This window comes from Candidatus Allofournierella merdavium, assembly GCF_944382735.1.
Classification (GTDB): domain Bacteria; phylum Bacillota; class Clostridia; order Oscillospirales; family Ruminococcaceae; genus Allofournierella_A; species Allofournierella_A merdavium.
Genome location: NZ_CALWND010000009.1, coordinates 140,870 through 164,956 on the forward strand (window position 1 = coordinate 140,870; position 24,087 = coordinate 164,956).

22 protein-coding genes and 1 tRNA gene are annotated in these 24,087 nt (G+C 67.0%); 5 read left to right on the forward strand and 18 right to left on the reverse strand.

Annotated elements, in window-relative coordinates:
* Positions 1-16: 16 nt before the first annotated feature.
* From ACH2A7_RS09270 to ACH2A7_RS09300, 7 genes are all read right to left on the reverse strand, one after another.
* The gene (locus ACH2A7_RS09270; RefSeq protein ID WP_394961564.1) at positions 17-1,150 is read right to left on the reverse strand and encodes a hypothetical protein; all 1,134 of its coding nucleotides are present in this window, start codon (positions 1,148-1,150) and stop codon (positions 17-19) included.
* Positions 1,151-1,464: 314 nt separating this feature from the next.
* Positions 1,465-2,250 carry an SHOCT domain-containing protein gene (locus ACH2A7_RS09275; RefSeq protein WP_394961565.1) on the reverse strand — a complete coding sequence of 262 codons (786 nt, stop codon included), beginning with the start codon at positions 2,248-2,250 and terminating at the stop codon, positions 1,465-1,467.
* Between the two features lie 452 nt (positions 2,251-2,702).
* Positions 2,703-4,226 (reverse strand): hypothetical protein, encoded by a 1,524-nt coding sequence (locus ACH2A7_RS09280; RefSeq protein WP_394961566.1) that lies wholly within the window; start codon positions 4,224-4,226, stop codon positions 2,703-2,705.
* 151 nt (positions 4,227-4,377) lie between these two features.
* Entirely contained in the window at positions 4,378-4,887 is a 510-nt protein-coding gene (locus ACH2A7_RS09285; RefSeq protein WP_394961567.1) for an Ig-like domain-containing protein, read from the reverse strand.
* A 249-nt stretch (positions 4,888-5,136) separates the two neighbouring features.
* Positions 5,137-5,213 (reverse strand) — tRNA-Ile (locus ACH2A7_RS09290).
* Between the two features lie 78 nt (positions 5,214-5,291).
* Positions 5,292-5,729, reverse strand: coding sequence for a hypothetical protein (locus ACH2A7_RS09295; RefSeq protein ID WP_394961568.1), 438 nt, complete (start codon positions 5,727-5,729; stop codon positions 5,292-5,294).
* Positions 5,730-5,753: 24 nt separating this feature from the next.
* A complete protein-coding gene (locus tag ACH2A7_RS09300; protein ID WP_394961569.1) occupies positions 5,754-7,142 on the reverse strand; it encodes an MATE family efflux transporter in 1,389 nt (462 codons plus the stop codon).
* Between the two features lie 197 nt (positions 7,143-7,339).
* On the opposite strand from ACH2A7_RS09300, the gene ACH2A7_RS09305 reads away from it, so the two are divergent.
* The gene (locus ACH2A7_RS09305) at positions 7,340-7,846 is read left to right on the forward strand and encodes a hypothetical protein (RefSeq protein ID WP_394961570.1); all 507 of its coding nucleotides are present in this window, start codon (positions 7,340-7,342) and stop codon (positions 7,844-7,846) included.
* A 56-nt stretch (positions 7,847-7,902) separates the two neighbouring features.
* The gene (locus tag ACH2A7_RS09310; RefSeq protein ID WP_394961572.1) at positions 7,903-9,183 is read left to right on the forward strand and encodes a glycoside hydrolase family 10 protein; all 1,281 of its coding nucleotides are present in this window, start codon (positions 7,903-7,905) and stop codon (positions 9,181-9,183) included.
* Positions 9,184-9,287: 104 nt separating this feature from the next.
* Here ACH2A7_RS09310 and ACH2A7_RS09315 read toward each other — a convergent pair whose 3' ends face one another.
* Positions 9,288-10,475 carry an MFS transporter gene (locus ACH2A7_RS09315; RefSeq protein ID WP_394961573.1) on the reverse strand — a complete coding sequence of 396 codons (1,188 nt, stop codon included), beginning with the start codon at positions 10,473-10,475 and terminating at the stop codon, positions 9,288-9,290.
* Positions 10,476-10,486: 11 nt separating this feature from the next.
* On the opposite strand from ACH2A7_RS09315, the gene ACH2A7_RS09320 reads away from it, so the two are divergent.
* A complete protein-coding gene (locus tag ACH2A7_RS09320; protein WP_394961574.1) occupies positions 10,487-10,756 on the forward strand; it encodes a MarR family transcriptional regulator in 270 nt (89 codons plus the stop codon).
* 128 nt (positions 10,757-10,884) lie between these two features.
* Here the strand turns inward: ACH2A7_RS09320 and dnaJ are convergent, their stop codons facing one another.
* From dnaJ to ACH2A7_RS09345, 5 genes are all read right to left on the reverse strand, one after another.
* A complete protein-coding gene (gene dnaJ, locus ACH2A7_RS09325) occupies positions 10,885-12,069 on the reverse strand; it encodes a molecular chaperone DnaJ (protein ID WP_394961575.1) in 1,185 nt (394 codons plus the stop codon).
* A gap of 112 nt (positions 12,070-12,181) precedes the next feature.
* A complete protein-coding gene (gene dnaK / locus ACH2A7_RS09330) occupies positions 12,182-14,014 on the reverse strand; it encodes a molecular chaperone DnaK (RefSeq protein ID WP_394961577.1) in 1,833 nt (610 codons plus the stop codon).
* A 79-nt stretch (positions 14,015-14,093) separates the two neighbouring features.
* The gene (locus ACH2A7_RS09335) at positions 14,094-14,708 is read right to left on the reverse strand and encodes a nucleotide exchange factor GrpE (RefSeq protein ID WP_394961578.1); all 615 of its coding nucleotides are present in this window, start codon (positions 14,706-14,708) and stop codon (positions 14,094-14,096) included.
* Positions 14,705-15,739 (reverse strand): heat-inducible transcriptional repressor HrcA, encoded by a 1,035-nt coding sequence (gene hrcA, locus ACH2A7_RS09340; RefSeq protein WP_394961579.1) that lies wholly within the window; start codon positions 15,737-15,739, stop codon positions 14,705-14,707. Before hrcA ends, ACH2A7_RS09335 begins: the two co-directional genes overlap by 4 nt.
* A gap of 212 nt (positions 15,740-15,951) precedes the next feature.
* On the reverse strand, positions 15,952-16,494 hold the full coding sequence (locus tag ACH2A7_RS09345; RefSeq protein ID WP_394961580.1) for a stage V sporulation T C-terminal domain-containing protein: 543 nt from the start codon (positions 16,492-16,494) through the stop codon (positions 15,952-15,954).
* A gap of 170 nt (positions 16,495-16,664) precedes the next feature.
* Here ACH2A7_RS09345 and ACH2A7_RS09350 point away from each other — a divergent pair, with 170 nt between their 5' ends.
* Positions 16,665-17,348 (forward strand): response regulator transcription factor, encoded by a 684-nt coding sequence (locus ACH2A7_RS09350; protein ID WP_394961581.1) that lies wholly within the window; start codon positions 16,665-16,667, stop codon positions 17,346-17,348.
* Positions 17,345-18,925 carry an ATP-binding protein gene (locus ACH2A7_RS09355; RefSeq protein WP_394961582.1) on the forward strand — a complete coding sequence of 527 codons (1,581 nt, stop codon included), beginning with the start codon at positions 17,345-17,347 and terminating at the stop codon, positions 18,923-18,925. The genes ACH2A7_RS09350 and ACH2A7_RS09355 overlap by 4 nt, the downstream gene beginning before the upstream one ends.
* Before the next feature lie 200 nt (positions 18,926-19,125).
* Here ACH2A7_RS09355 and ACH2A7_RS09360 read toward each other — a convergent pair whose 3' ends face one another.
* The 5 genes from ACH2A7_RS09360 to ACH2A7_RS09380 form a co-directional block, all read right to left on the reverse strand.
* Positions 19,126-20,469 (reverse strand): ABC transporter permease, encoded by a 1,344-nt coding sequence (locus ACH2A7_RS09360; protein WP_394961583.1) that lies wholly within the window; start codon positions 20,467-20,469, stop codon positions 19,126-19,128.
* 3 nt (positions 20,470-20,472) lie between these two features.
* Complete coding sequence (locus tag ACH2A7_RS09365; RefSeq protein WP_394961584.1) at positions 20,473-22,392, reverse strand: COG1361 S-layer family protein; 1,920 nt, start codon at positions 22,390-22,392, stop codon at positions 20,473-20,475.
* A complete protein-coding gene (locus tag ACH2A7_RS09370) occupies positions 22,393-23,115 on the reverse strand; it encodes an ABC transporter ATP-binding protein (protein ID WP_394961585.1) in 723 nt (240 codons plus the stop codon).
* Positions 23,116-23,199: 84 nt separating this feature from the next.
* Entirely contained in the window at positions 23,200-23,334 is a 135-nt protein-coding gene (locus ACH2A7_RS09375) for a hypothetical protein (protein WP_394961587.1), read from the reverse strand.
* A gap of 159 nt (positions 23,335-23,493) precedes the next feature.
* Positions 23,494-24,087 (reverse strand): Ig-like domain-containing protein (locus ACH2A7_RS09380; protein WP_394961588.1); only part of this gene is annotated, 594 nt, incomplete at its 5' end.

The window sequence follows — 24,087 nt, forward strand, 5'->3', positions numbered from 1 at the left end:
AAATAGGTTGGCCCGCTCACCGGCGGCCCATGCGCCACAGCGCCGCCGCCACCGCCACAAAGGCGGCGGCCAGCAGGCCCATGGCCCCCAGCAGCACCCCCGGGTGTTGTTCCACCAGCGCCCACAGCGCCGGCGCGTTTGCCCCGGGGGCCGGGGTGGCGGCGGGCGGGGCACTGGCGGAGGGGCCGTCCTCCGGCCGCGGTGTGGCCGCGGGCGGGTCCACCACCCTGCCGTCCAGCGCGTCGGCCAGCCGGTCGGCCACCAGCATGCAGGCCGCCTGGAGCGGGGCCTGCAGATCGGCGGCGATCACCGTGCGGCCCTCGTCGTCCACGTCGGCGTACTCGTTGGCCAGCAGATACAGCTGCACCCCCGCGTCCTGGGAAAAGGTGTTCCACACCAGCGCCCGGAACCCCTCGCTGTCGCCGGTGTCCGCCCCGCCGAACTGCAGGGCCACGAACTGCTCCGCGCGCGCCGCGTCCGGGTCACTCGTCCCGGCCAGAAGGGAATAATAGCCCTCCAGCGCGTCGGCCAGCCCCTCGCCCGCCAGCAGCCGCTGGCCCAGGTTCACCCCGTCCACGTCCGCCAGCCAGTCGCTCAAGGGAAAGTAGCCGGTGCCGTCGGGGGCGGCAAAGCCGGCCGCCAGCGCCTCGTAGCAGGCCGCCGGGTCGCCGGATGTGCCCCGGGCCGGTGCCGCCAGCTGCACGCAGTCGCCGCCCCAGCTGCACACGATCTGGGGCATGCCGTAGCCGTAGCACGCCCCCGCGGCGGCCGCCAGATGCAGAAAGTCCACCGCCTCGCCGGTGGGCAGCGTCACGTCCGCAAGGCTTTGCAGCGCCCCCAGGCCGGGGTCGTTTTGGCGCACATAGTCCTCAAAGGCCTCGCTGCCGCCGCCCAGCACCAGGCTCCACAGCGGGTCGTCGTACCGCTGGCCGCACAGGTAGTTCACCGTCAGCTCCATCGGGTCGCTGCCCGGGTGCTCGCCGGCCCAGGCGTCGGCCAGCGCCTCCAGCCGGCGCACCTGGGCCAGCGTGTCCTCCAGCGCGGGGGCGGCGGCCCGGGCGAAGCAGGGCCCCGCCGCCAGCAGAGCGAAAAGCAGCGCCAGCAGGGCGGCGGCGAAGCGCCGCGCCGGCGAAAAAATGGAACGGGTCACGGCACACAAGCCCCCTCTCGGTGGAAAAACAGGGCGGCGCCCGCCGCCCTTTCAGCGCAGTACTATCATAGCGTATCGGGCCCCCGCCGTCAAATGAAAGACGGCCAAAGACGGGCGGGATTCGTGTACATTCAGAGGGGGGCGGGTGAGACCTCGGCATGGGGGGGAGGCGGTAGAGGGATTATCTACAAATAAGTGCAGCATACGGCGAAAATGGCAAACGCTTTTTCAGCAATGGCTTCGCATGATTAAAGAGTCGTTGATAATACACTCTATTATCAACGACTCTTTAAAAACGGCTTTTAATAAGAATTTTAGTTATATTTTGGCCAAAAGATTGGCTTTTTTTGTTCGAATTCTTCGTCAGAAATAATGCCTTTTTCTTTCAACTCGAACAGCATTTGGATTTGAGTGAGCGGATTTGTGTCTGGTACGACTTGTGAAGAGTTAGCAACGGTTTTAATTATGCTTACGATAGTTGCATGAATTTCTTGTGCTATTTTATATGCTTTCTTATATTTTTCGCTTTCTCGATTAGTGACCGTCTCCAGAATAGGTATAATAATCAACGCATTGTTGACATCAGAAGTAATAATTCTGATTGATAAATTATCGACAATAAGTTTGCTTTTCCTGGTACTTGCGCCAACAATAGCCCCAGCGCCACCAGCAAGTACGCCTCCTACAACTGCACGACCAATTCCTCCTGATTGTACTGTTGCACCATTTTCTACAATTTGACACTCCAATATTTTTTGAAAGGGGATAATCTGTAACTCGTCTTTATAATAATTGCACAAGGCAATCCGTTCGTTTTTTACATCAATTTTCATTACCGAAGAAATGCTGTCAAGAGTGAGATAGACCTCTTTGCTTTCATCGAAACCAAGTGTTATAAGTTCTTCATTGATTCGCTGGCGGTTTGTACTCTTCAAATTGTTTTTTTCGTTGACCTTGTTTTTTCTGTTTTGCGTTCGGGTGTTTTGTGTTTCAATGTAAAAAGCCAAGGCTCCTACTGCAATGATTATTGCTACAAAAACAGGATTTGATGAAAACAAAAGCACTGCAATAACAAGAATTATCAATAATAGATAAACCATATATTCCCCCATCTTTCTCTTATCATTGCAAAAATTCAATAAAATCCCAGCAACTGATATCATTATAAAAATTATTATGCCATTGTAAAAAAATGTTGTCAACTTAAAACGAAAATTAGAAAATTAATAAAAGAACCAATCCGAACCCAGCGCCAATCGGCACAAGGTTCGGATGTGTTTGTTATGGTGGACCGATATCCAGATGAACCGCAGCGAATGGAGTTACACCCCGCGCGGGGCCGGTCCGGGCAATGTGGTGGATAGAGAGGTTGGCGCTGCGCCCACCACAAGCGGGAACAGCCACCACCGCAAATATGTTTGCCCCTGCTGCGGCAACAGCGTACGAGCCATCACGGCAGCGAATATTCTTTGTATGGATTGTGGAAAACAGATGGCGGTGCAGGGATAAAAACGGCCAGAAGTATCCGCTTCCGGCTGTTGTCATGCACACATCAAGTTTGCGGGACAAACAGTGTGTACCAGGCCCCGTCGTAGACCATCCGCCAGTCGTCCCGCCCGGCGAAGTAGGAGGCGGTCAGTTCCGCATCGTACTTTGCCAGCAGCACCGCGTCGAACTGCCAGCGGGTCAGCACCTGGTCGATGGACCAGGTGGCGGACTGGCGGCGGGTGCCCGCCAGGATCTGCGCGTCCACCAGCATCTCGGGGGTGAACAGCTGGGCCCGGGAATCCACAAAGGACCGGAACCCGGCCTGGATGGCCATGCCCCCCGCGTTGAAGCTGGTGTACAGCCGCTGGGGGTCTGCCTGTTCCAGCGCGTCCACCAGTTCCGGGGGGAACACCCGGTAAAACCGGTTGTGCAGCGCCGCGGGGGCAAAGCACGCGCCGGCGGCCAGGGCGGCGGCGGTCACCAGCGGGAAAAGGGCCCGGCCCGCCGCCCGGGCAAGGGGACGCAGCCGCCCGGGGCGAAAGCGCCCGGCCACCCGCTCCAGGCCGGCGCGCAGCGCCGGGGCCTGCCGCAGCAAAAACGCCGCCGCGCACACGCACCACCAGAACATCCCCCGCACATGCAGCAGGGTGAAGCCGGCGGTGAGCAGCAGGGGAGCCACAGGCTCCAGTTCAAAGGGCCGGCGGGCCAGCAGCCAGACCAGGGCCAGCAGTCCCATGGCCGCGAAAAAGGCGGGGGCGTTGTCCCAGGCGGCGGGCTGCCACTCGGTCACGCCCACCAGGGCGCTGGTGGCGTCCACCTGAAAAAACTGCCCGTAGAGCCGCGGCCCGTAGGGGTTGCAGCAGCCGGCCAGCGCTTCCAGGCCCAGCAGCAGCGCAAAGCGCCGGGCCGGCGCGCCGCGCCGGTGGCACAGGCTGCCCCGCTGAAAGGGCGGCAGCAGCGCCAGCAGCCCGTACAGCCCGGTCATACCCAGCAGCAGCGGCAGGCTGCCGCCGTGCAGGTTGGCCCACAGCGCCGCCAGCGCCGGCAGCAGAAAACAGCGCCGGCGGTGCGGGTGCTCCCAGGCGGATCGCAGCAGATACAGCGCCAGGGCGAAGAGGACCAGCGCCAGCTGCTGCGGGCGGGGGTTGCCCCAGGTGTAGCGCAGGCAGAGCCACACGCCCAGGATCACAGCCCCGTCCGCCAGGCGGTGCGCCAGCCGCTGCCCCGGGGCCAGCAGCCCGCGGCCCCACAGCCCGAACAAGGCCAGCGCCAGCAGCGCCAGGCACCCGGCCAGATACACCACCGCCCCGGCGATCTCGGTGGGGCCCCACAGGCTTAGCCGGTAGAGCAGCCAGTCGGCCAGCCAGGAGTGGTTCACATATTCCAGGCCCTGCTGCTGCGCGGCCCAGGAAAGCCCGTCCGCGCCGGGCAGGCGGCCGGTCCGGGCCAGCACACGGCCCAGGGCAATGTGCCAATAGTAGTCGCTGTCGCAGTAGTAATTGCCGCCGCCCAGCACCCGGATCAGGGCGGCCAGCGGCGGCGCGGTCAGCGCCAGCACCCGCACCGGCGCGGGCACAGAACGGGACATACGATCTCCCCCTCTTTCGCGGCTGGGTCTCTTTCACAGCATAGCATGTTTGGCAGCAAAGAAAAAGAGGACGGCGCGGGCCATCGGCCGCGCTTTCCCCCTTTTTTCTGAAGGGCGTTTCCTTCCTGAACAGGGACCGCGCCCGAATTTTTCAGGGGCAGCCTTGTCCCACGCCATTTCCTCCGCCGGTGATGACTATGCCCGGGATATCCGCTTCGGGATGCGAAATCCAGACAGAAGAACCGCTGTCGCCTCCCGGGGCGGGCGCGGGACTGTCGGAGGAGCCGGCGGCATCCTGGGCCGCCTGTTGGGCTGCCTGCTGCGCCGCCGCCTGGGCGGCGGCCTGGGCCGCGGCCTGCTCGTCCGCCGCCCTGGTGGGGCAGCTGGCGGAGGTGTGGCCGGTCTGCCCGCAGTAGGAGCAGCTCACGTCCCGCACGGTGAGGGCGTACTCCGCGCGGGCCTGGCCCGCCGCGGCGGTGACGGTGGCGGCGCCCACCTTCACCGCCTTGACCCTGCCGCTTGCGTCCACGGTGGTCACGCTCTCATCGCTGGAGGCATAGGCGAAGGTCACCCCGGTGGCGTCCTCCGGCGTCGCCTTCGCGTCCAGCCGGGCGGTGTTCTCCCCGTTCACCACCAGCGCCAGGGCTTCGGGGGCGCTCACCCCCCGGAGGGGCACCTCCACCGTCATCGGGCAGACGGCGGTCAGCGCCCCGTCCCGGGCAGGCTCACCGAGTCGATCTTCGCCCCGCAGGCGGCGAGGCTCAGCGCCAGCGCCCCCGCCGGGGCGGGTCCGGGCGGCGGAACGGCCAGGGAGGACGCGGAAAAACCGGCCGCCGGGCCGGCGCGGGAACAAAGGGCGGAAAAACGGCGGCAGGCGCCCCTCCTGTGAGAAGGGGCGCCTGCCGCCGTCTGGTGGGCCACCAGGGGCTCGAACCCTGATAAACCCGGTTATGAGCCGGGGGCATTGACCAATTATGCGAATGGCCCGTTTTGTACCCGTCTATTATACCAGCCGTTCCCCGAAAAGGCAAGGCGAACGGCGCGGCGGCAAGGCCCGCGGCCGCGCTACGCCTCGCCCGCCGGGGGCGTGTGGGGAACGGCGGCCAGTTTTTTGGCCAGGAAGGAATCCAGCAGCGCCCGGGGGAATACCGGCTCCCGGTAGCCGAAGGCCTCCCGCAAAAAGCACAGGGTCACCACCGTCTGCCGGCCCGCGTCCAGCCGCAGGCTGTAAAGGGTGTCCACCGGCTGCCCGGTGGGCTTGTGCAGGGTGAAGTGCAAAAGAAAGCTGCCGTCCGGCTGGCGGGTGCAGGTGTATGCGAATTCGTCGTCATCGGCCCGGGCGGCCAGCGCGTCCAGGCACTCGTCGAAGGCGAGGGCGGTGCGGTATTCCAGGCAGTCGGCGCCGGGGGCCTTTTTGGCCCGCTTCGCCTCCAGATGCCTTGCCAGCCGCCAGCAGAGCGCGGCGGCCGCGACGATGGCGACCACGGAAAAAATGGCGGGCATGGCGTCTCCTCCTCCAGGCGCGGCTCAGGCCGCGGGCTTGCTCAGTGTGTGCTTGTAGAACAACAGGAAGATGGTCAGGGTGGTGGCGCTGGCGATGATGTCCGACGCGGGCTCCGCCAGGTAGATGGCGAAGGGGTCGCCGCCCAGCAGCATGGGCAGCAGGATGGCCAGCGGGATCAGCAGGATCACCTTGCGCAGCAGCGCCAGGAACAGGCTCACCTTTGCCTGGCCCAGGCCCATGAAGGCCGCCTGGCAGCTCATCTGCGCCCCGAAGGCCCAGATGCCGCCGAAGAACACCGGCATGGCCTTCACCGTCAGTTCCAGAAGGGCGGCGTCGGAGGTGAACATCCGGGTCAGCGGCCAGGCCAGCAGCCACACCAGCAAAAAGGCGCTCACTGTGTAGGCCATGCTGATGAGGAACACCCGCCTGAAGGTGGCTCGCACCCGGCCCAGGTTCTTCGCGCCGTAGTTGTAGCTGATGATGGGCTGGGTGCCCTGGGTCACCCCCTGCAGGGGCAGCACGATCAGCTGCATCACGCTTTGCAGGATGGTGATGGTGCCCATGTACAACTCGCCGCCGTAGCTGGACATGCCCCGGTTCAGGGTGATGGTCACCAGGCTCTCGGTGCTCTGCATGATGAAGGGGGAAACGCCCAGCGCGGCCACGCTGGCTAGCACCGGTCCGGAAAAGCGCAGGTTCTTTTTGCGGATGCGCAGGGCGCTGCGGCCCGAAAGCAGAAAGGCCAGCACCCACACGGCGCTCACCGTCTGGCTGAGCACGGTGGCGATGGCCGCGCCCTTGACCCCCATATCGAACACAAAGATGAAGATGGGGTCCAGCACGATGTTCAGCGCCGCGCCGATGGCCACGCTGAACATGGCCACGCCGCTGCGCCCCTGGGCGCTGATGAAGGTGTTGAGGCCCAGCGCCAGCTGCACGCTCACCGTGCCCCACAGATAGATGGAGATGTAATCCTGGGCGTAGGGCAACAGGTTGCCGGTGGCGCCGAAGGCGATGAGGATGGGGGTGCGGAAGATCTGGAACACCGCCGTGAGCGCCACGCTCAGCACCAGCAGCAGCGTCAGACAGTTGCCCAGCACCAGTTCCGCGCCCTCTTTGTCCCCCGCGCCCAGGCGGATGCCCGCCCGGGGCGCGCCGCCCATGCCCGCGAAGGCCGCGAAGGAGGACACGATCATCAGCACCGGAAAGGTGACCCCCACGCCGGTGAGGGCGGTGGCCCCGATGCCCGGGATGTTGCCGATGTACATCCGGTCCACCACATTGTAGAGCACGTTGATCAGCTGGGCGGCCACCGCCGGCAGCGAAAGTTTCAAGATCAGCCCGCCGATGGGCGCCTGCCCCAGCAGGCGGTCGCTGTCGGAGGCGGCAGGGTGACGGTGAGAAACGGACAAAGCGGAAGATCTCCTTTCGGCACCCGGCCCGGGGGCGGCGCGCCCGGCTTGCGGCGGGTGCGGCGGGTGTGGTATAATGGCGCAAAGCGCGCATATCGTTGTGTGAGGGCCTGCGCCACAAAGCGGGAGACCCTCTTTTCATTATAACACGCCCGCCGCCCGAAGGAAAGGGCGGCCCGCGGAAAGGAGACCGTCCCTTGAACGTCCGTCTCACCCTCTCCAAAAAGACCTACTACGCTCTGGGGATGCTCAGCGCCGCCTGCACCATGGCCGCCGCCCTGGGGGCCGCGGTCTCCTTCCCTATGGCGCTGGTGGAGAACCTGGCCATGCTGCTGACCCTGCTGATGCTGGGCTTTCTGGCCAGTGTCAAGGGCACCGGCAAGCAGGACAAAAAGGCCCTGGCGGGCTGCATCCTGCTGCAGGTGCTGGCGCTGGCGCTGCCCGTGCCGCTGCTGCAGCATCTGCTGCTGGCCCTGGTGTGGCCCTGCTTCGCTGGCTGGGAAAAGGCCGCCGACCCCCGCCTCGCCCCCCAGTTCCGCACGCTGGCCGCCGCCGAGGCGCTGTGGTTCGCCGCCCGGGTGCTGGTGCTGCTGGGCGGCGCCGCGGTGCTGGGCCTGTTCATGAACCTGTGCGGCCTGGCCGCCGGCGCGGCCCGGGGCTGGCTCACCCTCACCCTCTACCGCCGCGCGCGGGACGAGGGCTGACCCGTCCGCCCGACTTCGCCCCCCGCCGGGGGCCGTGAAAAAACGGAGAAACTGCCATGAAACACCTTCCTTTGAAAACCGCGGCGCTGGCCGCCGCCCTCTCCCTGCTGTGCGCCGGCTGCGCCGGCGCGCCCGCCTCCTCCGCGCCCGCCTCCTCCGGCGGGGCCTCCTCCTCCGCCCCCGCGTCCGACGCGCCGGCCCCCGACACGTCGGTCCCCGCCGCCCCGGCGGAACAGGCCGGCGAGTACCGGGCCATGTGGGTGAGTTATCTGGAGTGGGAGAGCTTCGATTTTTCCAGCGAGGCGGCCTTTGCCGCCGACGCGGACGCGATGATGCAAAACTGTGCCGACCTGGGCCTGAACGTGGTGATCGCCCAGGTGCGCCCCTTTGCCGACGCCCTCTACCCCAGCGAGCTGTTCCCCTGGAGCCACCTGTGCACCGGCACCCAGGGGGGCGACCCCGGTTTTGACCCGCTGGCGGTGCTGGTGGAGGCCGCCCACAGCCGCGGCCTGGAACTGGAGGCCTGGCTGAACCCCTACCGGGTGCGGCTGAACGCCACCCGCCCGGCGGGCGAGCTGGCCGCCTCCAGCCCCGCCCTGCTTCACCCCGAGTGGGTCAAGGAGGTGGACGGCGGCCTCTACTTCGACCCCTCCCTGCCCGAGGTGCGGCAGCTCATCACCGACGGCGTGCTGGAGATCCTGCGCAACTACGACGTGGACGGCATCCACTTCGACGACTATTTCTACCCCACCACCGACCCCTCTTTCGACGCGGCGGAGTACACCGCCGCGGCCAGCGGCCTGTCGCTGGAGGAGTGGCGGCGGGAGAACGTGAACCAGCTGATGCGCCAGGTCTACGCCGCGGTGAAGGCGGAAAAGCCGGCGGTGCGGTTCGGTGTAAGTCCCCAGGGGAATATGGACAACAATTACAACTCCCAGTATAGCGACGTCTCTCTCTGGATGGCGGAGGGCGGCTATGTGGACTATGTGCTGCCTCAGCTGTACTGGGGCTACGGCTACACCACCGGCTCGGGCAGCACCCGCTACGCCTTTGAGAACATCAGCGCCGAGTGGGCGGCGCTGGAGCGGGCGCCCAGCGTGGCGCTCTACTTCGGCCTGGGTGCCTACCGCATCGGCGACGGGGACGGCGGCAACTACGACGCGGCCCAGAGCGGCTGGCAGACCGGGCACACCCTGGCGGACATGGTGGCCACCGGCCGGCAGCTGGGGGCGGACGGCTATGTGCTCTACCGCTACGACTTCCTCTACAAAAACGGCTCCTGGGCCGACCTGGCGGCGCAGGAGGTGGAGAACCTCAGGGCGGCCAACGCGGAATAACAACACAGAAAAAGGGCCCGGCGGACAAAACGTCCGCCGGGCCCTCTCTTTTCCCCGCCGCGGGCGGGGCCATGATCCCCCGAGGCATCCGCCCCGGTGTGCGCTTAATCGGCCCTGCCCGCTTCGCAGGCGGCCCTGCGCCGGCTGTAATAGCCGTCGGTCCAGCCCAGGTACAGCCCGCCGCCCACAACGTAGAACACGGCGGTGAGGGCGAAGCCCGCGGCCAGCCCCACCGGCTGCTGCAAAAAGCCCATCAGCAGCGAGCCCAGGCCGATGCCCACGTCGTAGGAGAGCATGTAGGTGGCGTTGGCCACCCCCCGCTGGGGCGGCGGCGTGGTGCCGGTGACGAAGGCCTGGAACAGCGGCTGCAAGATGCCGTAGCCCACGCCGAAGAAGAAGCCGGCGGCCAGCAGGTGCGCCCCGGTGGCGAGGAAGAGGTAGCTGGCCATGGTGAGGATGAGCACCACCAGGCTGGCGCAGACCAGCGCCCGGTGGTTGCCCGTGTCGACGTGTTTCTGGGTGGACAGCTTGGACACCAGCATCCCCGCCACCAGGAAGATGTAGAACCAGGGCAGCCAGGGGGTGAGGCCCTTCTCCTGGGCCAGGATGGAGGAGTAGGCGATGACCGCCCCGTAGGGGATCATCAAAAACATCATGTTGAACATGAAGGGCAGCGCCGGGGCGTAGATGGAGCCCCGCAGCGAGAATTTGCCCCGCTTGACCTTGGGATACCGGATGCGGCACAGGCTCACGCAGACCAGCGCCGCCACCGCGATGCCGAAGATGGTGAGGAAGGAGGCCCGGCTGCTCAGGTTCTCCTGCACCTGCAGGCCCACGAAGGGCCCCAGGGCCATGCCGATGGACACGGTGAAGGCAAAGCGGCTGATGCCCTGGGTGATTTTGGCGGCGGGCAGCACGTCCCCCGCCAGGGTCATGGTGGCGGAGCCGCACACCGAGTAGACCGCCCCCATATACAGCCGCACCACGATCAGCGCGCCGAAGGCCGGGAATGCCAGAAACGCCGGGAAGGACAGGCAGAACAGCGCCAGAAACACCAGATACACCCGGTAGCGGTCAAAATTGTCCAGCAGGTAGCCGGCCACCGGGCGGAACAGGATGGTGGCCACCGACATGGCGGTGAGCACGATGCCGATCTTCGAGCCGGTGATGCCGATCTCCTCGCAGTAGAGGGGGATGATGGGGATGGAGGCGTAGAATGCCGCCAGCACCAGCAGGTTCGTGATGAACAGCAGGACGAACCGCCGGTTCCATATCGTTTCGCTTTTTTCCATGGGATACTTCCTTGCGCCTCTCGCTGGACAAGAGCGTCATCGCCAAGACGGTGGCCAGGCTGGAGGAGACGGGGTTTCTCTCCCGGCGCACCAACCCCAAAGACAAGCGCACCTACGACATCCACCCCACCGAGAAGGCGCGGGCGGTGTACCCGGCGCTGCAGGGGCAGGTGGACGAGGGCTTTCGCCGCATGACCGCCCGCATGACCGACCGGGAGCGGGCCCAGTTCCAGCGGCTGCTGGCCCTGGCGGCGGACGCCTGCCTGGAGCGGGAGGAGTGAGCCGCCCCGGCGGGTCTTTGGCGCGGGCGGGCCGCCCCTTGCCGCGCCGGCACTTCACCCCCAGGATACAAAACAAAGCGCCGGGCAGGAAGTTCCTGCCCGGCGCTTTCGGGTGTATCGGGGGCGGGTCAGTTCTTCTCGAACTTGTCCCGCAGGTTTTTGAAAAAGCCCTTGCGCTGCTCGTAGTTGTCGTCCTTGAGGCTCTGCTCAAAGGCGGACAGCGCCTCCCGCTGGGCGCGGGTGAGCTTTTTGGGGATCTCCACCATCACCTTGACGTACTGGTCGCCCCGGCCCCGGCCGCCGAGGTACTGGATGCCCTTGCCCCGCAGCCGGAAGGTGGTGCCGCTCTGGGTGCCCTCGGGCACGGTGTACTCCACCTTGCCGTCCACGGTGGGCACCACGATGGAGGCGCCCAGCACCGCCTGGCTGTAGGTGATGGGCACCGTGACCCACACGTCGTAGCCGTCCCGCTCGAACATGGGGTCCGGCCGCACGGTGATGATGACGATCACATCACCGGCAGGCCCGCCGTTGGCGCCGGCGTCGCCCTGGCCCCGCAGCGCGATGCTCTGGTCGTCGCCGATGCCGGCGGGGATCTTCACCTCCAGGGATTTCTTGGTGGCCACCTTGCCGGTGCCGTGGCAGTGGGAGCAGGGGGTCTTGACGATCTTGCCCTTGCCGCCGCAGCGGGAGCAGGGCTGGCGCTGCTGCATCACCATGCCGCCCATGCGCAGGTTGCGGTTGATGTAACCGGTGCCGCCGCAGTCGGGGCAGGTCTCGGGGCTGGTGCCCTTGGCCGCGCCGGTGCCGGAGCAGTCGGGGCAGGTGTCCTGCTTGGTGATGGTGATGGTCTTGGTGCAGCCGTGGGCCGCCTCCATGAAGCCCAGCACCAGGCTCACCCGCACGTCGGCGCCCTTGCGGGGGGCGTTGGGGTTGGAGCGCTGGCCGCCCCCGAAGCCGAAACCGCCGCCCATGCCGCCGAACAGATCGCCGAAGATGTCGTTCAGGTCCACGCCGCCCATGCCGCCGAAGCCGCCGAAGCCGCCGGCCCCGCCGCCGCCGGGCGCGCCGGCGCCGTAGCTGGGGTCCACCCCCGCAAAGCCAAACTGGTCGTACCGCGCCCGCTTTTCCTTGTCGCCGAGCACCTCGTAGGCCTCGTTCACCTCTTTGAACTTCGCCTCGGCCTCCTTGTCGCCGGGGTTCAGATCCGGGTGATACTTTTTCGCCTGCTTGCGATACGCCTTTTTCAGGTCCTCTTCGCTGGCGTTTTTCGCCACGCCCAGGACCTCATAGTAATCGCGTTTTTCTGCCATGGATTATTCACCTTTGTCTGCCCGCCGGGCGGGCTCTCTTTCCTGAAAAATGTAGGGGCGTATTAGCCCAGAATGCCTCCCCTTGAAACCAAGGGGAGGCTTGTGATCAGGCTCAGACTTCCTTGAAGTCGGCGTCCACGACCCCGTCGTCGGACTTGCCGCCCTGGCCGGCCGCGCCGGTCTCGGGGCCGGCGGCCGCGCCGGCGGAACCCTGGGCGTTCTTGTACAGCTCTTCGCTGATGGCGTAGAAGGCCTTCTGGACCTCCTCCTGCTTTGCCTTGATGGCCTCGATGTCGGTGCCCTTCAGCGCCTCTTTCAGCTCGCTCAGCTTGGACTCGACCTCGGCCTTCTTGGCCGCGTCCACCTTGTCGCCCAGCTCATTCAGGGTCTTCTCGGTCTGGAACACCATCTGGTCGGCGGCGTTGCGGGCGTCCACCTCTTCACGGCGCTTCTTGTCCTCGGCGGCGAACTGCTCGGCCTCCCGCACCGACTTCTCGATGTCCTCCTTGCTCATGTTGGTGGAGGCGGTGATGGTGATGCTCTGCTCCTTGCCGCTGCCCAGGTCCTTGGCGCTCACATGCACGATGCCGTTGGCGTCGATGTCAAAGGTGACCTCGATCTGGGGCACGCCGCGGGGCGCGGCGGGGATGCCGTCCAGCTTGAACATGCCCAGGCTCTTGTTGTCGCGGGCAAACTCACGCTCGCCCTGCAGCACGTTGACCTCGACGCTGGGCTGGTTGTCGGCCGCGGTGGAGAAGATCTGGCTCTTCTTGGTGGGGATGGTGGTGTTGCGCTCGATGATCTTGGTGCACACGCCGCCCAGGGTCTCGATGCCCAGGCTCAGCGGGGTGACGTCCAGCAGCAGCAGGCCCTTGACGTCGCCCTGCAGGACGCCGCCCTGGATGGCTGCGCCCACGGCCACGCACTCGTCGGGGTTGATGCCCTTGAAGGGCTCGCAGTTCAGCTCCTTCTTGACGGCGTCGTAGACGGCGGGGATACGGGTGGAGCCGCCCACCATCAGGACCTTCTTCAGGTCAGAGGCGCGCAGGCCGGCGTCGGCCAGGGCCTTGCGCACGGGGGTCATGGTGCGGTCCACCAGGTCCACAGTCAGCTCGTTGAACTTGGCCCGGGTCAGGGTCATGTCCAGGTGCTTGGGGCCGGTGGCGTCGGCGGTGATGAAGGGCAGGTTGATCTGGCTGGTCATGGCGCTGGACAGCTCGATCTTGGCCTTCTCGGCGGCCTCCTTCAGGCGCTGGGCAGCCATCTTGTCCTTGCGCAGGTCGATGCCGTTCTCGCGCTGGAAGTCCTCGGCCATCCAGTCGATGATGCGCTGGTCAAAGTCATCGCCGCCCAGGTGAGTGTCGCCGTTGGTGGCCAGGACCTCGGTGACGCCGTCGCCCATCTCGATGATGGAGACGTCGAAGGTGCCGCCGCCCAGGTCGTAGACCATGATCTTCTGGTCCTCTTCCTTGTCGATGCCGTAAGCCAGGGATGCGGCGGTGGGCTCATTGATGATGCGGCGGACGTTCAGGCCGGCGATGGTGCCGGCGTCCTTGGTGGCCTGCCGCTGGCTGTCGTTGAAGTAGGCGGGCACGGTGATCACCGCGTCGGTGACCTTCTCGCCCAGGTAAGCCTCGGCGTCCGCCTTCAGCTTGGACAGGATCATGGCGCTGATCTGCTGGGGGTTATAATCCTTGCCGTCGATGGACACCTTGTAGTCGGTGCCCATGTGACGCTTGATGCTGCTCACGGTGCGCTCGGGGTTGGTGATGGCCTGGCGCTTTGCCACCTGGCCCACCAGCCGCTCGCCGGTCTTGGTAAAGCCCACCACGCTGGGGGTGGTGCGGGCGCCCTCCGCGTTGGCGATGACCACGGGCTCGCCGCCCTCGATCACGGCAACACAGCTGTTCGTAGTGCCAAGGTCGATGCCAATGATTTTACTCATAGTATATCTCTCCTTATTTATAACTCAAATATGGTGGAACTCTCATTTATGGGAAAGGGCGAAAGGCCCTTTCGGCGAATTATTCGGCCACGATCACCGTGGCGTGCCGGATGACCCGGTCGCCCAGCTTGTAGCCTTTCTGGAACACCTGCAGCACGGTGCCGCTCTCCTCGCCGTTCTCGGCGGCCTTTTGCATCACCGCGTTGTGCAGCGCCGGGTCGAAGGGCAGGCCCAAAGCGGGGATCTCCTCCACCTTCAGGGCCTCGAAGGCGCCCTTTGCCTTTTCCAGCGTCAGGGTCACGCCCTTCTTGAAGTTCTCGTCGGTGGAGGGGGCCGCCTCGGCCATCTCCAGCGCGTCCAGAATGGAGAGGATCTGGCTCACCGCGTGGGCCACGCCGTTGCCGAAGGCGGCGTCCTGCTCCCGGGCCGAGCGCTTGCGGAAGTTGTCGTACTCGGCGGCGGTGCGCAGCAGCCGGTCCCTGGCCTCCTCCGCCTCGGCGCGGGCCTTTTCGGCCTCGGTGCGGGCGGCGGCCAGCTGTGCCTCCAGATCCTTTTTGTCTTTCTTTGTCTCTTTCTTTTCCTTTTCGGGGGCCTTCTCCGCCTTGGGAGCGGCCTTTTGTTCTGTCGCTTCGGCCTGGGGGGCCGGGGCTTCGGCGGCGGCCTCTTCGGGCCGCTTGTTGGTTTCGTCCATCATTGCGGGTCCTCCTGTGCCTTGCCGGCCATACACTCGCCGAGTTTCAAGGCAAAATAATCCAAAACGGGCATCAGCTGCTCAAAGGGCATCCGGGTGGGCCCCAGCAGGACGATGGCCCCGGTGAGGCCGCCGCCGGCCAGGTACCGCTTGCTCATGAAGCACAGCCCCGGCAGCGGGCGCTGCAGGTCCTCGCCCAGCAGCACGGTGGTGCGGCCGGTGCGGGGGGTGATGAGCCGGCCGGCGCGCTCGTCGTCGGTGAAAAGCTCCAGCACCCGGGGCAGCAGGCCGGTCAGTTCCGGCCAGCGCATCAGGTATTGCAGCCCCTGGGGGTAGGTGCGGGCCTGGGCGGCCTGCCGCAGCAGCGCCGCCGCCGCGTTCAGCACCGGATAGAGCCGGTCGCTCCCCTCGCCCAGGCGGGCGGCCAACTCGCCCAGCTTCGCGCCGGACAGGTCCGCCGGGGCCACAAAGGCGAGCCCCTGGTTGAGGGTCTGGGTGAGCAGCGCCGCGTCCTCGCGGGTGAAATCGGTGTCCAGCCGGGCCACCCGGGTGCGCACGCCGCCGGCGCTGGTCACCGCCAGCACCGCCGCGGTGCAGCGGCCCACCTGCACCACCTCGTAGTGGGCGATGCACAGATCGTCCGCCCGGGGGGTGGTGGCCGCCACCATGTAGCCGGCGTAGTCCGCCAGGGCCCGGGCCGCACCGGACGCCAGCCGCTCGGGCTCGTAGTCGAGGCCGGCGAAGATGTGGTCGATCTCGGCTTTCTGCCGGGCGGTGAGCCCCTTGGCGGGATGCATCAGATTGTCCAGGTAATAGCGGTAGCCCTTGGCGCTGGGCACCCGGCCCGCGCTGGTGTGGGGCTGCTCCAGCAGGCCCAGCTTTGTCAGTGCCGCCATCTCATTGCGCAAGGTCGCGCTGGACACCGCCATGTCGAAATACTGGCACAAAAGGCTGGAGCCCACCGGCTCGCCCCCCTGGGTGTACAGGGCCACAATGGCTTCCAGCACGCGCTGTTTGCGATCGTCCATGGCCATGCGGCCCCACCTCTTTTCTCTCATTTTAGCACTCATTGCTCTCGAGTGCTAAATTTATTGTACTCCATTTTATCCGTCTGTCAAGGGGGTGGTGCAAAAATTTTCAAAGTTTCATCGTTTGTTCACACACTGCCCCTTCCGGGCCGCAAAAAAGCGCCCGCGGCCCCCCTTGCGGGCGGCGCGGACGCCGAAAAAAGAAGGCGGGCGGCGCTTTAACTCTCCATCTGCTTTGCCAGAAAGGCGGCGGCGATGGCCAGGGCTTTCTGCTCCTCGGGGGTGGGGGTGGCGCTGCGCTCGTCGCTCAGCAGCACCACCGCCCCGGCCACGTCGCCGGCGGCGATGATGGGCACCGCTATGTGGATGTGCCGGGAGGCCCCCTCGCAGGGGAACTGGCAGTCCTCGGCCTGGCCGCCGTGCAGGTAGGTGCGGCGAGCGTGCATCAGCTTTTCCAGCGGGATGCTCACCCGCTTTTCCAGGCACTCCTTGCGGGCGGGGCCGGCGGCGGCGATGATGCTGTCCCGGTCGCAGATCAGGGCGGTGCGGGAGAGGTTCTTGCAAAGCACCTCGGCGTACTGGGCGGCAAAGGCGGCCATCTCGCCGATGGGGGAATATTTTTTAAAGATCACCTCGCCGTCGCCGGTGGTGAAGATCTCCAGCGGGTCGCCCTGGCGGATGCGCTGGGTGCGGCGGATCTCCTTGGGGATGACCACCCGCCCCAGCTCGTCGATGCGGCGCACGATGCCGGTTGCTTTCATGGTGTGTACCTCCTGTAAGGCGGCGGGGCGGGCCCCGCCGCTTGTGCTCTTTGTTGCTTAGTATCTGCCAGCGCAGGCAAATTATACAAGCGCCGCCGCCCCGCCCGCCTTTCCGCCGGCGGCGGGCTCTGTTATAATAAGGTAAAAACATCCTGCAAGGAGGAAACGCCATGGCGCCACTGATCCTGATCGCGGAGGACAACGACGAAATTCGCGCGCTGCTGCGCCTCTATCTGGAGGGGGAGGGCCTGCGGGTGCTGGAGGCCGCCGACGGCGACGAGGCCCTGGCAAAGGCCCGGGCCGAGGGGCCGGACCTGGCCATCCTGGACGTGATGATGCCCGGCCTTTCGGGCTATGAGGTGACGCGGGCGCTGCGGCGGTTCAGCGACATGCCCATCCTCATCCTCTCGGCCAAGAGCGAGGACAACGACAAGATCCTGGGGCTGAACCTCGGGGCGGACGACTATGTCACCAAGCCCTTCAACCCGGTGGAGGTGGTGGCGCGGGTGAAGGCCCAGCTGCGGCGGGCCGCCCGGGCGGGGGGCGAGGTGCTGCGGGGGGGCGAGTTGGCGCTGGACCTGGCCGCCATGCGGCTGGAGAAGGCGGGCCGGCCGGTGCCCCTCACCCCCATGGAGGCAAAGATCCTGGCCATCCTGATGCGCTCGCCGGGGCGGGTGTTCACCAAGGCCCAGCTGTACGAGGGGGCCGCGGGGGACTACTTCGAGGGGGACGAGAACGCCATGATGGTGCACATCTCCAAACTGCGGGACAAGATCGAGGACGACCCCCGCTCCCCTCGTTACATCAAGACCATCCGGGGCCTGGGCTACCGGTTTGAGGGGGGCCCCGCATGAAAAAAACGGAAAAGGGCGGCCTGTTCGGGCTGCTGGCCCGGCAGTACCTGCTGTTCAGCCTGGCGATGCTGGCCATCGCGGCGGCGGTGTTCGCCGCCTGGAACCTCTACCTGGACCGGCTGTGGCGCGCCGCCGACTGGTACGGCCTGCTGGCCGACCCGGCCCTGGCGAAAGGGCGGTACGAAACGCTGCACCGGTATCTGGGGCAGGGGGGCGCCTTTGCCGTCTACGACGAGGAGGGCGCGCTCCTTTTTGCCGACGGCGCTGGTTTTGACCGGGCGGTGGAGCCGGGGGCGCTGGCCTGCGTGCCCGTCTGGGGCGACGGGGTGCAGATCGACGCCTACGAACTGGACGGCGGCGAGGGGGCGGCGCGGCATCTGGTGGTGGCCCACACCCACGACGGCACGGGGGGCGAGGCCACCCGCACCGCCGTGCTGGACGGCGGGCTGCGGGTGCTGCTGGGGGACCTGGGGGACGGCAGGACCGCCTACACCCCGGCGGAGTACGCCTATCTCACCGGGGCGCGGTTTGAAAACGCGCTGCTGGCCCGGGCGGCGTTCACCGCCGCCGACGGCAGCGGGCGCACCCTTCTTTTGCGGGAGAGCTTTCTCACCGACGGCCAGTACCAGCAGATCCTGAACCGCAGCGGCTGGGTGGCGGCGCTGTTCCTGCCGCTGTTCCTCCTCACGGCGGGGCTGTTCATCCGCCATCTGCGCCGGCGCATCGCCCAACCGCTGGAGGCCCTGGGCGCGGCGGTGGAGGCCCAGGCCGCCGGGCGGGACGTGCGGGTGGGCGACTGCGGCGGCCCCCGGGAGATCCGCCGCATCGGCGAGAGTTTCGACCGGTTCGCCGCCCTGCTGGCCGAGAGCGAGGCCGAGCGAAAGCGGCTGGACGAGGGGCGCCAGAAACTCATCGCGGACATCTCCCACGACATCAAGACCCCGGTGACGGTGATCTGCGGCGCGGCGGACGCGCTGTGCGACGGCAAGGTGCCCGCGGCCGAGCGGCAGCGCACCCTGGAGATGATCCGGGGCAAGGCCCGGGACCTGGCCCGCCTCACCGACGCCTTTCACGAGTACAGCAAGACCCAGCACCCCCGCTTTGAACTGCACACCCGGCGGGTGGACGTGTGCGAATTCCTGCGGGCCTGGCTGGCCGAGCGCTACGACGAGATCGACCTGGCGGGCTTTTCCCTGGAGCCGGCCATCCCGGAGACGCCGGCGTTCTGCATGGTGGACGAATGGCAGCTGCGCCGGGCGCTGGACAACCTGCTGTCCAACGCAGTGCGCCACAACCGGCTGGGCACCCAGCTCTTTGTGGAACTGGAGGTGGGCGCGGGGGCGGTGACGGTGCGGGTGGCGGACAACGGCGCGGGCATCCCCCCCGCCCGCCGCAAGACCATCTTCGAGCCCTTTGTCACCGGCAGCGACGCCCGCACCGGCGCGGGCAGCGGGCTGGGCCTTGCCATCACCCGCCGCATTCTGGAAAAGCACGGCGGCGCCATCCGGCTGAACGACAGGCCCGCCCCCGGGCGGGCCACCGAATTTGTGCTCACCCTGCCCCTGGCGGAGGGATAAAACAACCAGGCAGCGCCGCGCCGCCCCGAGGAAAAGGGTGGCGCGGCGCTGCCGCGTTTTGCCCGGGAAATACCGGGCTATGGGGGAAAAAGGCCGGGGCCTGCCGGGTGGGAGGAGTCGAAAAAACCACACCGGGCACGCCGCGCAAATGGGGGAGGAAACACGGGGCCCGCGGCCTTTTGGCAAAGGGAAGGGGGCGGTCAGTCGCTCTTGATGGCCTCCAGCGCCGGGATGCGCACCGCCTTGCCGGCGGGGTAGTAGCCGGAGCCCAGGCCGATGAGCACCGAGAAGACCACCGCGAAGACCAGCAGCCAGGGCGGCGTGACGCATACCCGGGCGGGGCCCTCGCCGCCCAGCAGGGCAAGGCGCATCGTCTCGGGCGACGGCCCGCCCAGGGCGACGATGTTGGCGATGAAGCCGCCGGTGAAACTGATGACACAGCTCACCAGCCCGCCCATCAGCCCGATGCAGCCCGCCTCGGCCAGAAACAGGGCGCGGATGTCCCGCACATAGCAGCCCAAAGCTTTCATCACACCGATCTCCTTCGTCCGTTCGGAAATGGACATCACCATGGTGTTGGTGATGCCGATGGCCGCCACCACCAGGCTGATGGCCCCGAGACCCCCCAGCATCATCTGCTTCTGCCGGGCCTCCTTCTCCATGGGGGCGCGGATGCTCTCCATGGATTCGGTGGCGCAGCCCAGGGCGCGGATGCGCTTTTCCAGGTCCGCCACCCGGGAGATGCTGCTGGCCTTCACCAGCACCGACTGGTAGGGGGAGGCGCCCTTCTTGTTCAGGTGCAGCTTCTCGGTGAGGGCCTTCAGGTCCTTCAGGTCCATCAGCAGCCCCTCGCCGGTCTCGCTGCCCTTGGAGTAGTCCTCCCTGGCAAGGCCCACCGGCTTCAGGGTGAGGCTGGCTTTGTACTCGCCGTTTTGCGCCTCCAGGGTGAGCGTCTCCTTCATGGGGTCAAAGTAGGCGGGAGGCGGGTCGTTCATCCGGCCGGTCTCCTCGTTCCACCCGGCGGACCAGCGGTCCACCATATCGCTGCCGGCGGGGCGCAGGGTGTCCCGGAAGCTGTAGGCCGCGTACTGGCCCACCACCACATCGCCGGTCTTTGTCATCCGCTCGCCCTTTTCCAGCCGGAAACCCATGGCCTCCATGCCGGCGGCGTCCAGGCCGGTCACCGGCACCCAGTCCGCCACATAGCGCTTTGCGCTGCCGGCGTAAAGGCGCAGGCTCTCGGTGTCCAGGGTCTGACGGGGCATCACCGCCACCGCGCCGTCCAGCTTTTTCAGCCGGGCCACCAGGGCGTCGTCCAGCTTCACCTTGCCCCGCCCGCCCCGGGGCGCGGTGACGGTGATGATGGTCAGGTCGCCCAGTTCGGCCAGCAGCTTGTCCTGGGCCTCCTTCATGCCGATGCCCAGCGACACCATGATCACGATGGAGCAGCCGCCGATCACCACCCCCAGCACCGTGAGGAAGGTGCGGGAGCGCTTGCGCAGCAGGTTTTGCAGGCACAGGCGGAACAGGTCCTGTTTGCGCATGGCTCATTCCTCCCCGCCCGGCTCGTTTTCACCGGGCAGCTGGTCCCAGTTCCAGGCCTCGGCCATCGGGTCGTCGCCCGCGGCCTTGCGGCGCAGCCGTTTCACCAGGAAGAACACGGTGCCGCCGGCGGCGGCCAGCGCCGCGGTGGCGGGGATCACCGGCAGCCAGGCGGGGGCGGCGGGGGCGGCGGGCTCCTCCTCCATGGAGAAGTCCGTCTCGCTCATCCCCTCCTCCACCGTCAGGGACAGGGGGTATTCCCGGGTCTGGGTCTGCAGATCGGCGTCCTCGTAGGTCACCTTCACCGTCAGGTTCAGCGGCCCGGCGGCCTCGGGGGTGAGGGCAAAGCCGATGCTGCCGGAGGCGCCCGCCGCCACGTTGCCCAGGTACTGCACCTTCGCGGGGGATTCAAAGCCCTCGCCCACCAGCTGCGCCTCCAGGTTGCCGATGTCCGCCCGGCCCTTGTTCACATAGGCCAGGGTGATCTCCCCCTCCTCGCCGGCGGAGAAGTTCGCCGCCGCGGGCGGGTTCAGCTGGAAGCGGTCGGGCTGGCTCACCGGCACCGACAGACGAATGTCCGCCGTCACCGCGCTGCGCTTGCTGCCGTCCACATACTCGTATTTGAAACTCACGGTGATGCCCTGGGCGCCGCTCTTGCAGGTGGGCACCGCCTGCATGGGCAGTTCCTGGGTGAGGGTCTTGCCGGGGGCCAGGCTCTTGTAATGGGCGGTGTTGGTGCCGCCGTCCACCGTGAAGCACTCGCCGCCGTCCACCGTGACCACGATGTTTTCCACCTTGGTGGCGCCGGTGTTCTCAAAGGTAAAGGAGAGGGGGAACCGGCCGCCGGCGGCCACCGGCTTTCCGCCGTAGTCGAATTTCTGCACCACGATGTTGGGCACCGGCGTCTCGGCGGAGGAGGCCGCGGCCGCCTTGGCCGGGATGTTCAGCCGGTCGGAGGCGGTGGCGGCGGTGGCGGCGCCGGCGCTGTCGTAGGTGTAGCGCAGGTCCACCGCGAGGCTTTGGGCCGCGGAAGAGATCTGATTCGCGCCCTGCAGCTTGACGGTGATGGAGCCGGTCTGGCCGGGGGCGATGTCCGCCACCGGGAAGGTGGAGGCGGCGTTCAGCAGGGTGAGCCCCTCGGAGGGGGCCACCGTGGCCGCCGCGTTCTTCACCGCCACGTCGCCGGTGTTCTTGAAGGTGAGCATCAAATCGAACACCTCGCCCGGAGAGATGGGGCTGGAGATGTCCGAGCGGGTGATGAGCACCAGGGGCTGCGACGCCGCGGGCTTTGCCTTCACCGGGATGTTCAGCCGGTCGGAGGCGGTGCCGGCGGCGGGGGCCTGCTCGCCGTAGGTAAAGCGCAGTTCCACGCCCAGGTTCTGCACGCCGGTGGCGGCGTCCGCCGCCCGCACCTTCAGCGCCACGCTGCCGGTGCCGCCGGCGGGGATGTCCTCCAAAAGGAAGCTGGAGGACCCGCCCGAAAGGAGGATGCCGTCGGCGGGGGAGAAAGCGGCCACTGGGTTCTTGAGGGCGGTGTCGCCCAGGTTGCGGAAGTACACGGTGATCTCCGCCTCGCCCCCGGCGGGCAGGTCGGCCATCTCGCTGCGGCTGATGAGCACCCCCGGTGCCGGCGCGGGGGCCGGCGCGGGGGTGGCCTCCGCCGCGGAGGCGGGCGCGGAGGCAGGGGCCTGGGCGGGCACGGGCGCGGAGGCAGGGGCCTGGGCGGGCACGGGCGCGGGCACAGGTTCGGGGGCCGCCGGCGGGGCGGCGGGGGCCTGGGGCGCGGGCGAAGCGCCTTCCGCCGCGGTCACGGCGGGCACCGGCACGGGGGCGGCGTCTTCCGCCAGCGCCCGCAGGCTCACAAGGCTCAGGGCCAGCAGCGCCATCAGGGAGGCGACGCCCCGGCGAAAATAAAACATTCTCATTTACTGCACGCTCCTTTTGGTCACTTCCTCCCGCACGATCTCCCCGTCGATGAGGGTCACGATGCGGTCGGCGTAGCGGGCCATCTCCGGGTCGTGGGTGACCAGGATGATGGTCTGATGAAAATCCCGTGCGAAGCCGCAGATCATCTCCATGACCTCCACGGTGGTTTTGGAATCAAGGTTGCCGGTGGGCTCGTCGGCGAACACCACGTCCGGCCGGGCCAGGAAAGCCCGGGCGATGCCCGCCCGCTGCTGCTGCCCGCCGGACATCTGGGCGGGGTAGTGGTCCATCCGGTGCCCCAGGCCCACCCGTTTGAGCATGGCCCGGGCGGCCGCCTCCCGCTGGGCGGGGGGCACGCCCCGGAACAGAAGGGGCATGGCCACATTCTCGGCGGCGGTGAGGCTGGGCAGCAGATTGTAGGACTGGAACACAAAGCCCAGATGCCGCTGGCGGAAGGCCGCCAGCTGCTCCTCGCTCATGCGGGAGATGGGCGCGCCGCCGATGCGCACCTCGCCCCGGGTGGGTTTTTCCATGCCCGCCAGCTGGTTGAGCAGGGTGCTCTTGCCGGAGCCGGAGGTGCCGAAGATGCAGCAGATCTCCCCCCGCATGATGGACAGGTCGATGTGTTTGAGGGCCACCACCGTCTCGTCCCCCAGGGGGTATTCCTTGCGCAGGCCCCGCACCTCCACGATGGGCCGCTGGCGCGGCGAAGGGGTTTGCATGGCGTTCGCCTCCTTTCGTGAAGTGAGTATACCGCCCCATTCTTTCCTCTGCCTTTGCGCCGCCTTAAGATTCGGAAAGGTTTTTCATAAGCGCGGGGCGGGCTTGGCCGCAACGCGGGTGGTCGTCCCGCCGCCGGCCGCCAGGGCCGTGGGGGCCAGGGCCGTGGCCAGCAGCAGCGCCGCCAGCAGCCCGGCCAGCAGCCGCTTTGCTTGCTTCATGCTTTTGTTCCTCCTTTTTGTTTTTGGGCATAAAAAAAGCCCGCCGAAAGCGGGCTGGAAAAGGGTATAAAAAAACGAGATACGACCGACGGTCGCACCTCGTTTTTGGCTTGTTTATGCGGTTTTCCGGGTACGACCGTCGGTCGTACCCGGATATATTCAAGTCAAATCTCCGGCATCAAACCCTGCATCTGGGTCAAGATCCACGGTGGGGCTGTCATGCACATGGCCGCCAGACGGGTTCTCTGGCTGTGGTTCCGGTTGGGGCTGCGGCTCCGGCTGGGGCGCGGGCTCCGGCTGGGGCGCGGGCTCTTGCTGCACCGGCTGCGAGGGCTGAGCGGCAGCTGCGCCGCTGCTCTGGCCGCCGGCGGGGGCCACAGCCGTGCTGCCGGTGCTGCCGGCGGTGGCTGCGGGCACGCTGCCAGTGCTGCCGGCGGCAGCCTTGCCGGTCAGCGTAACGCTGCCGGTCACCTCCCAGGCGGTCTCGGCGGTGATGGTCACCTCGCCGGTGCCCACCATCTTCACCGTGCCGCTCTCGTCCACGGTGGCAACGGCCTCGTCGCCGGAGGACCAGGTCAGGGCGGCGGCGTCCACCGCCGCGCCGGTCTCATCGGCGGCGGCAATGGTCACAGTGCCCCCCTTCGTCACCTGGGTCTTTTCGGCGGTCAGCGTCAGCTCCTTCGGGCCGCTCCACACCGTCACCATCGCCTTGGCGCGGGTGCCGTCCGGCGCGAGCACCAGCAGGCTGGTGTG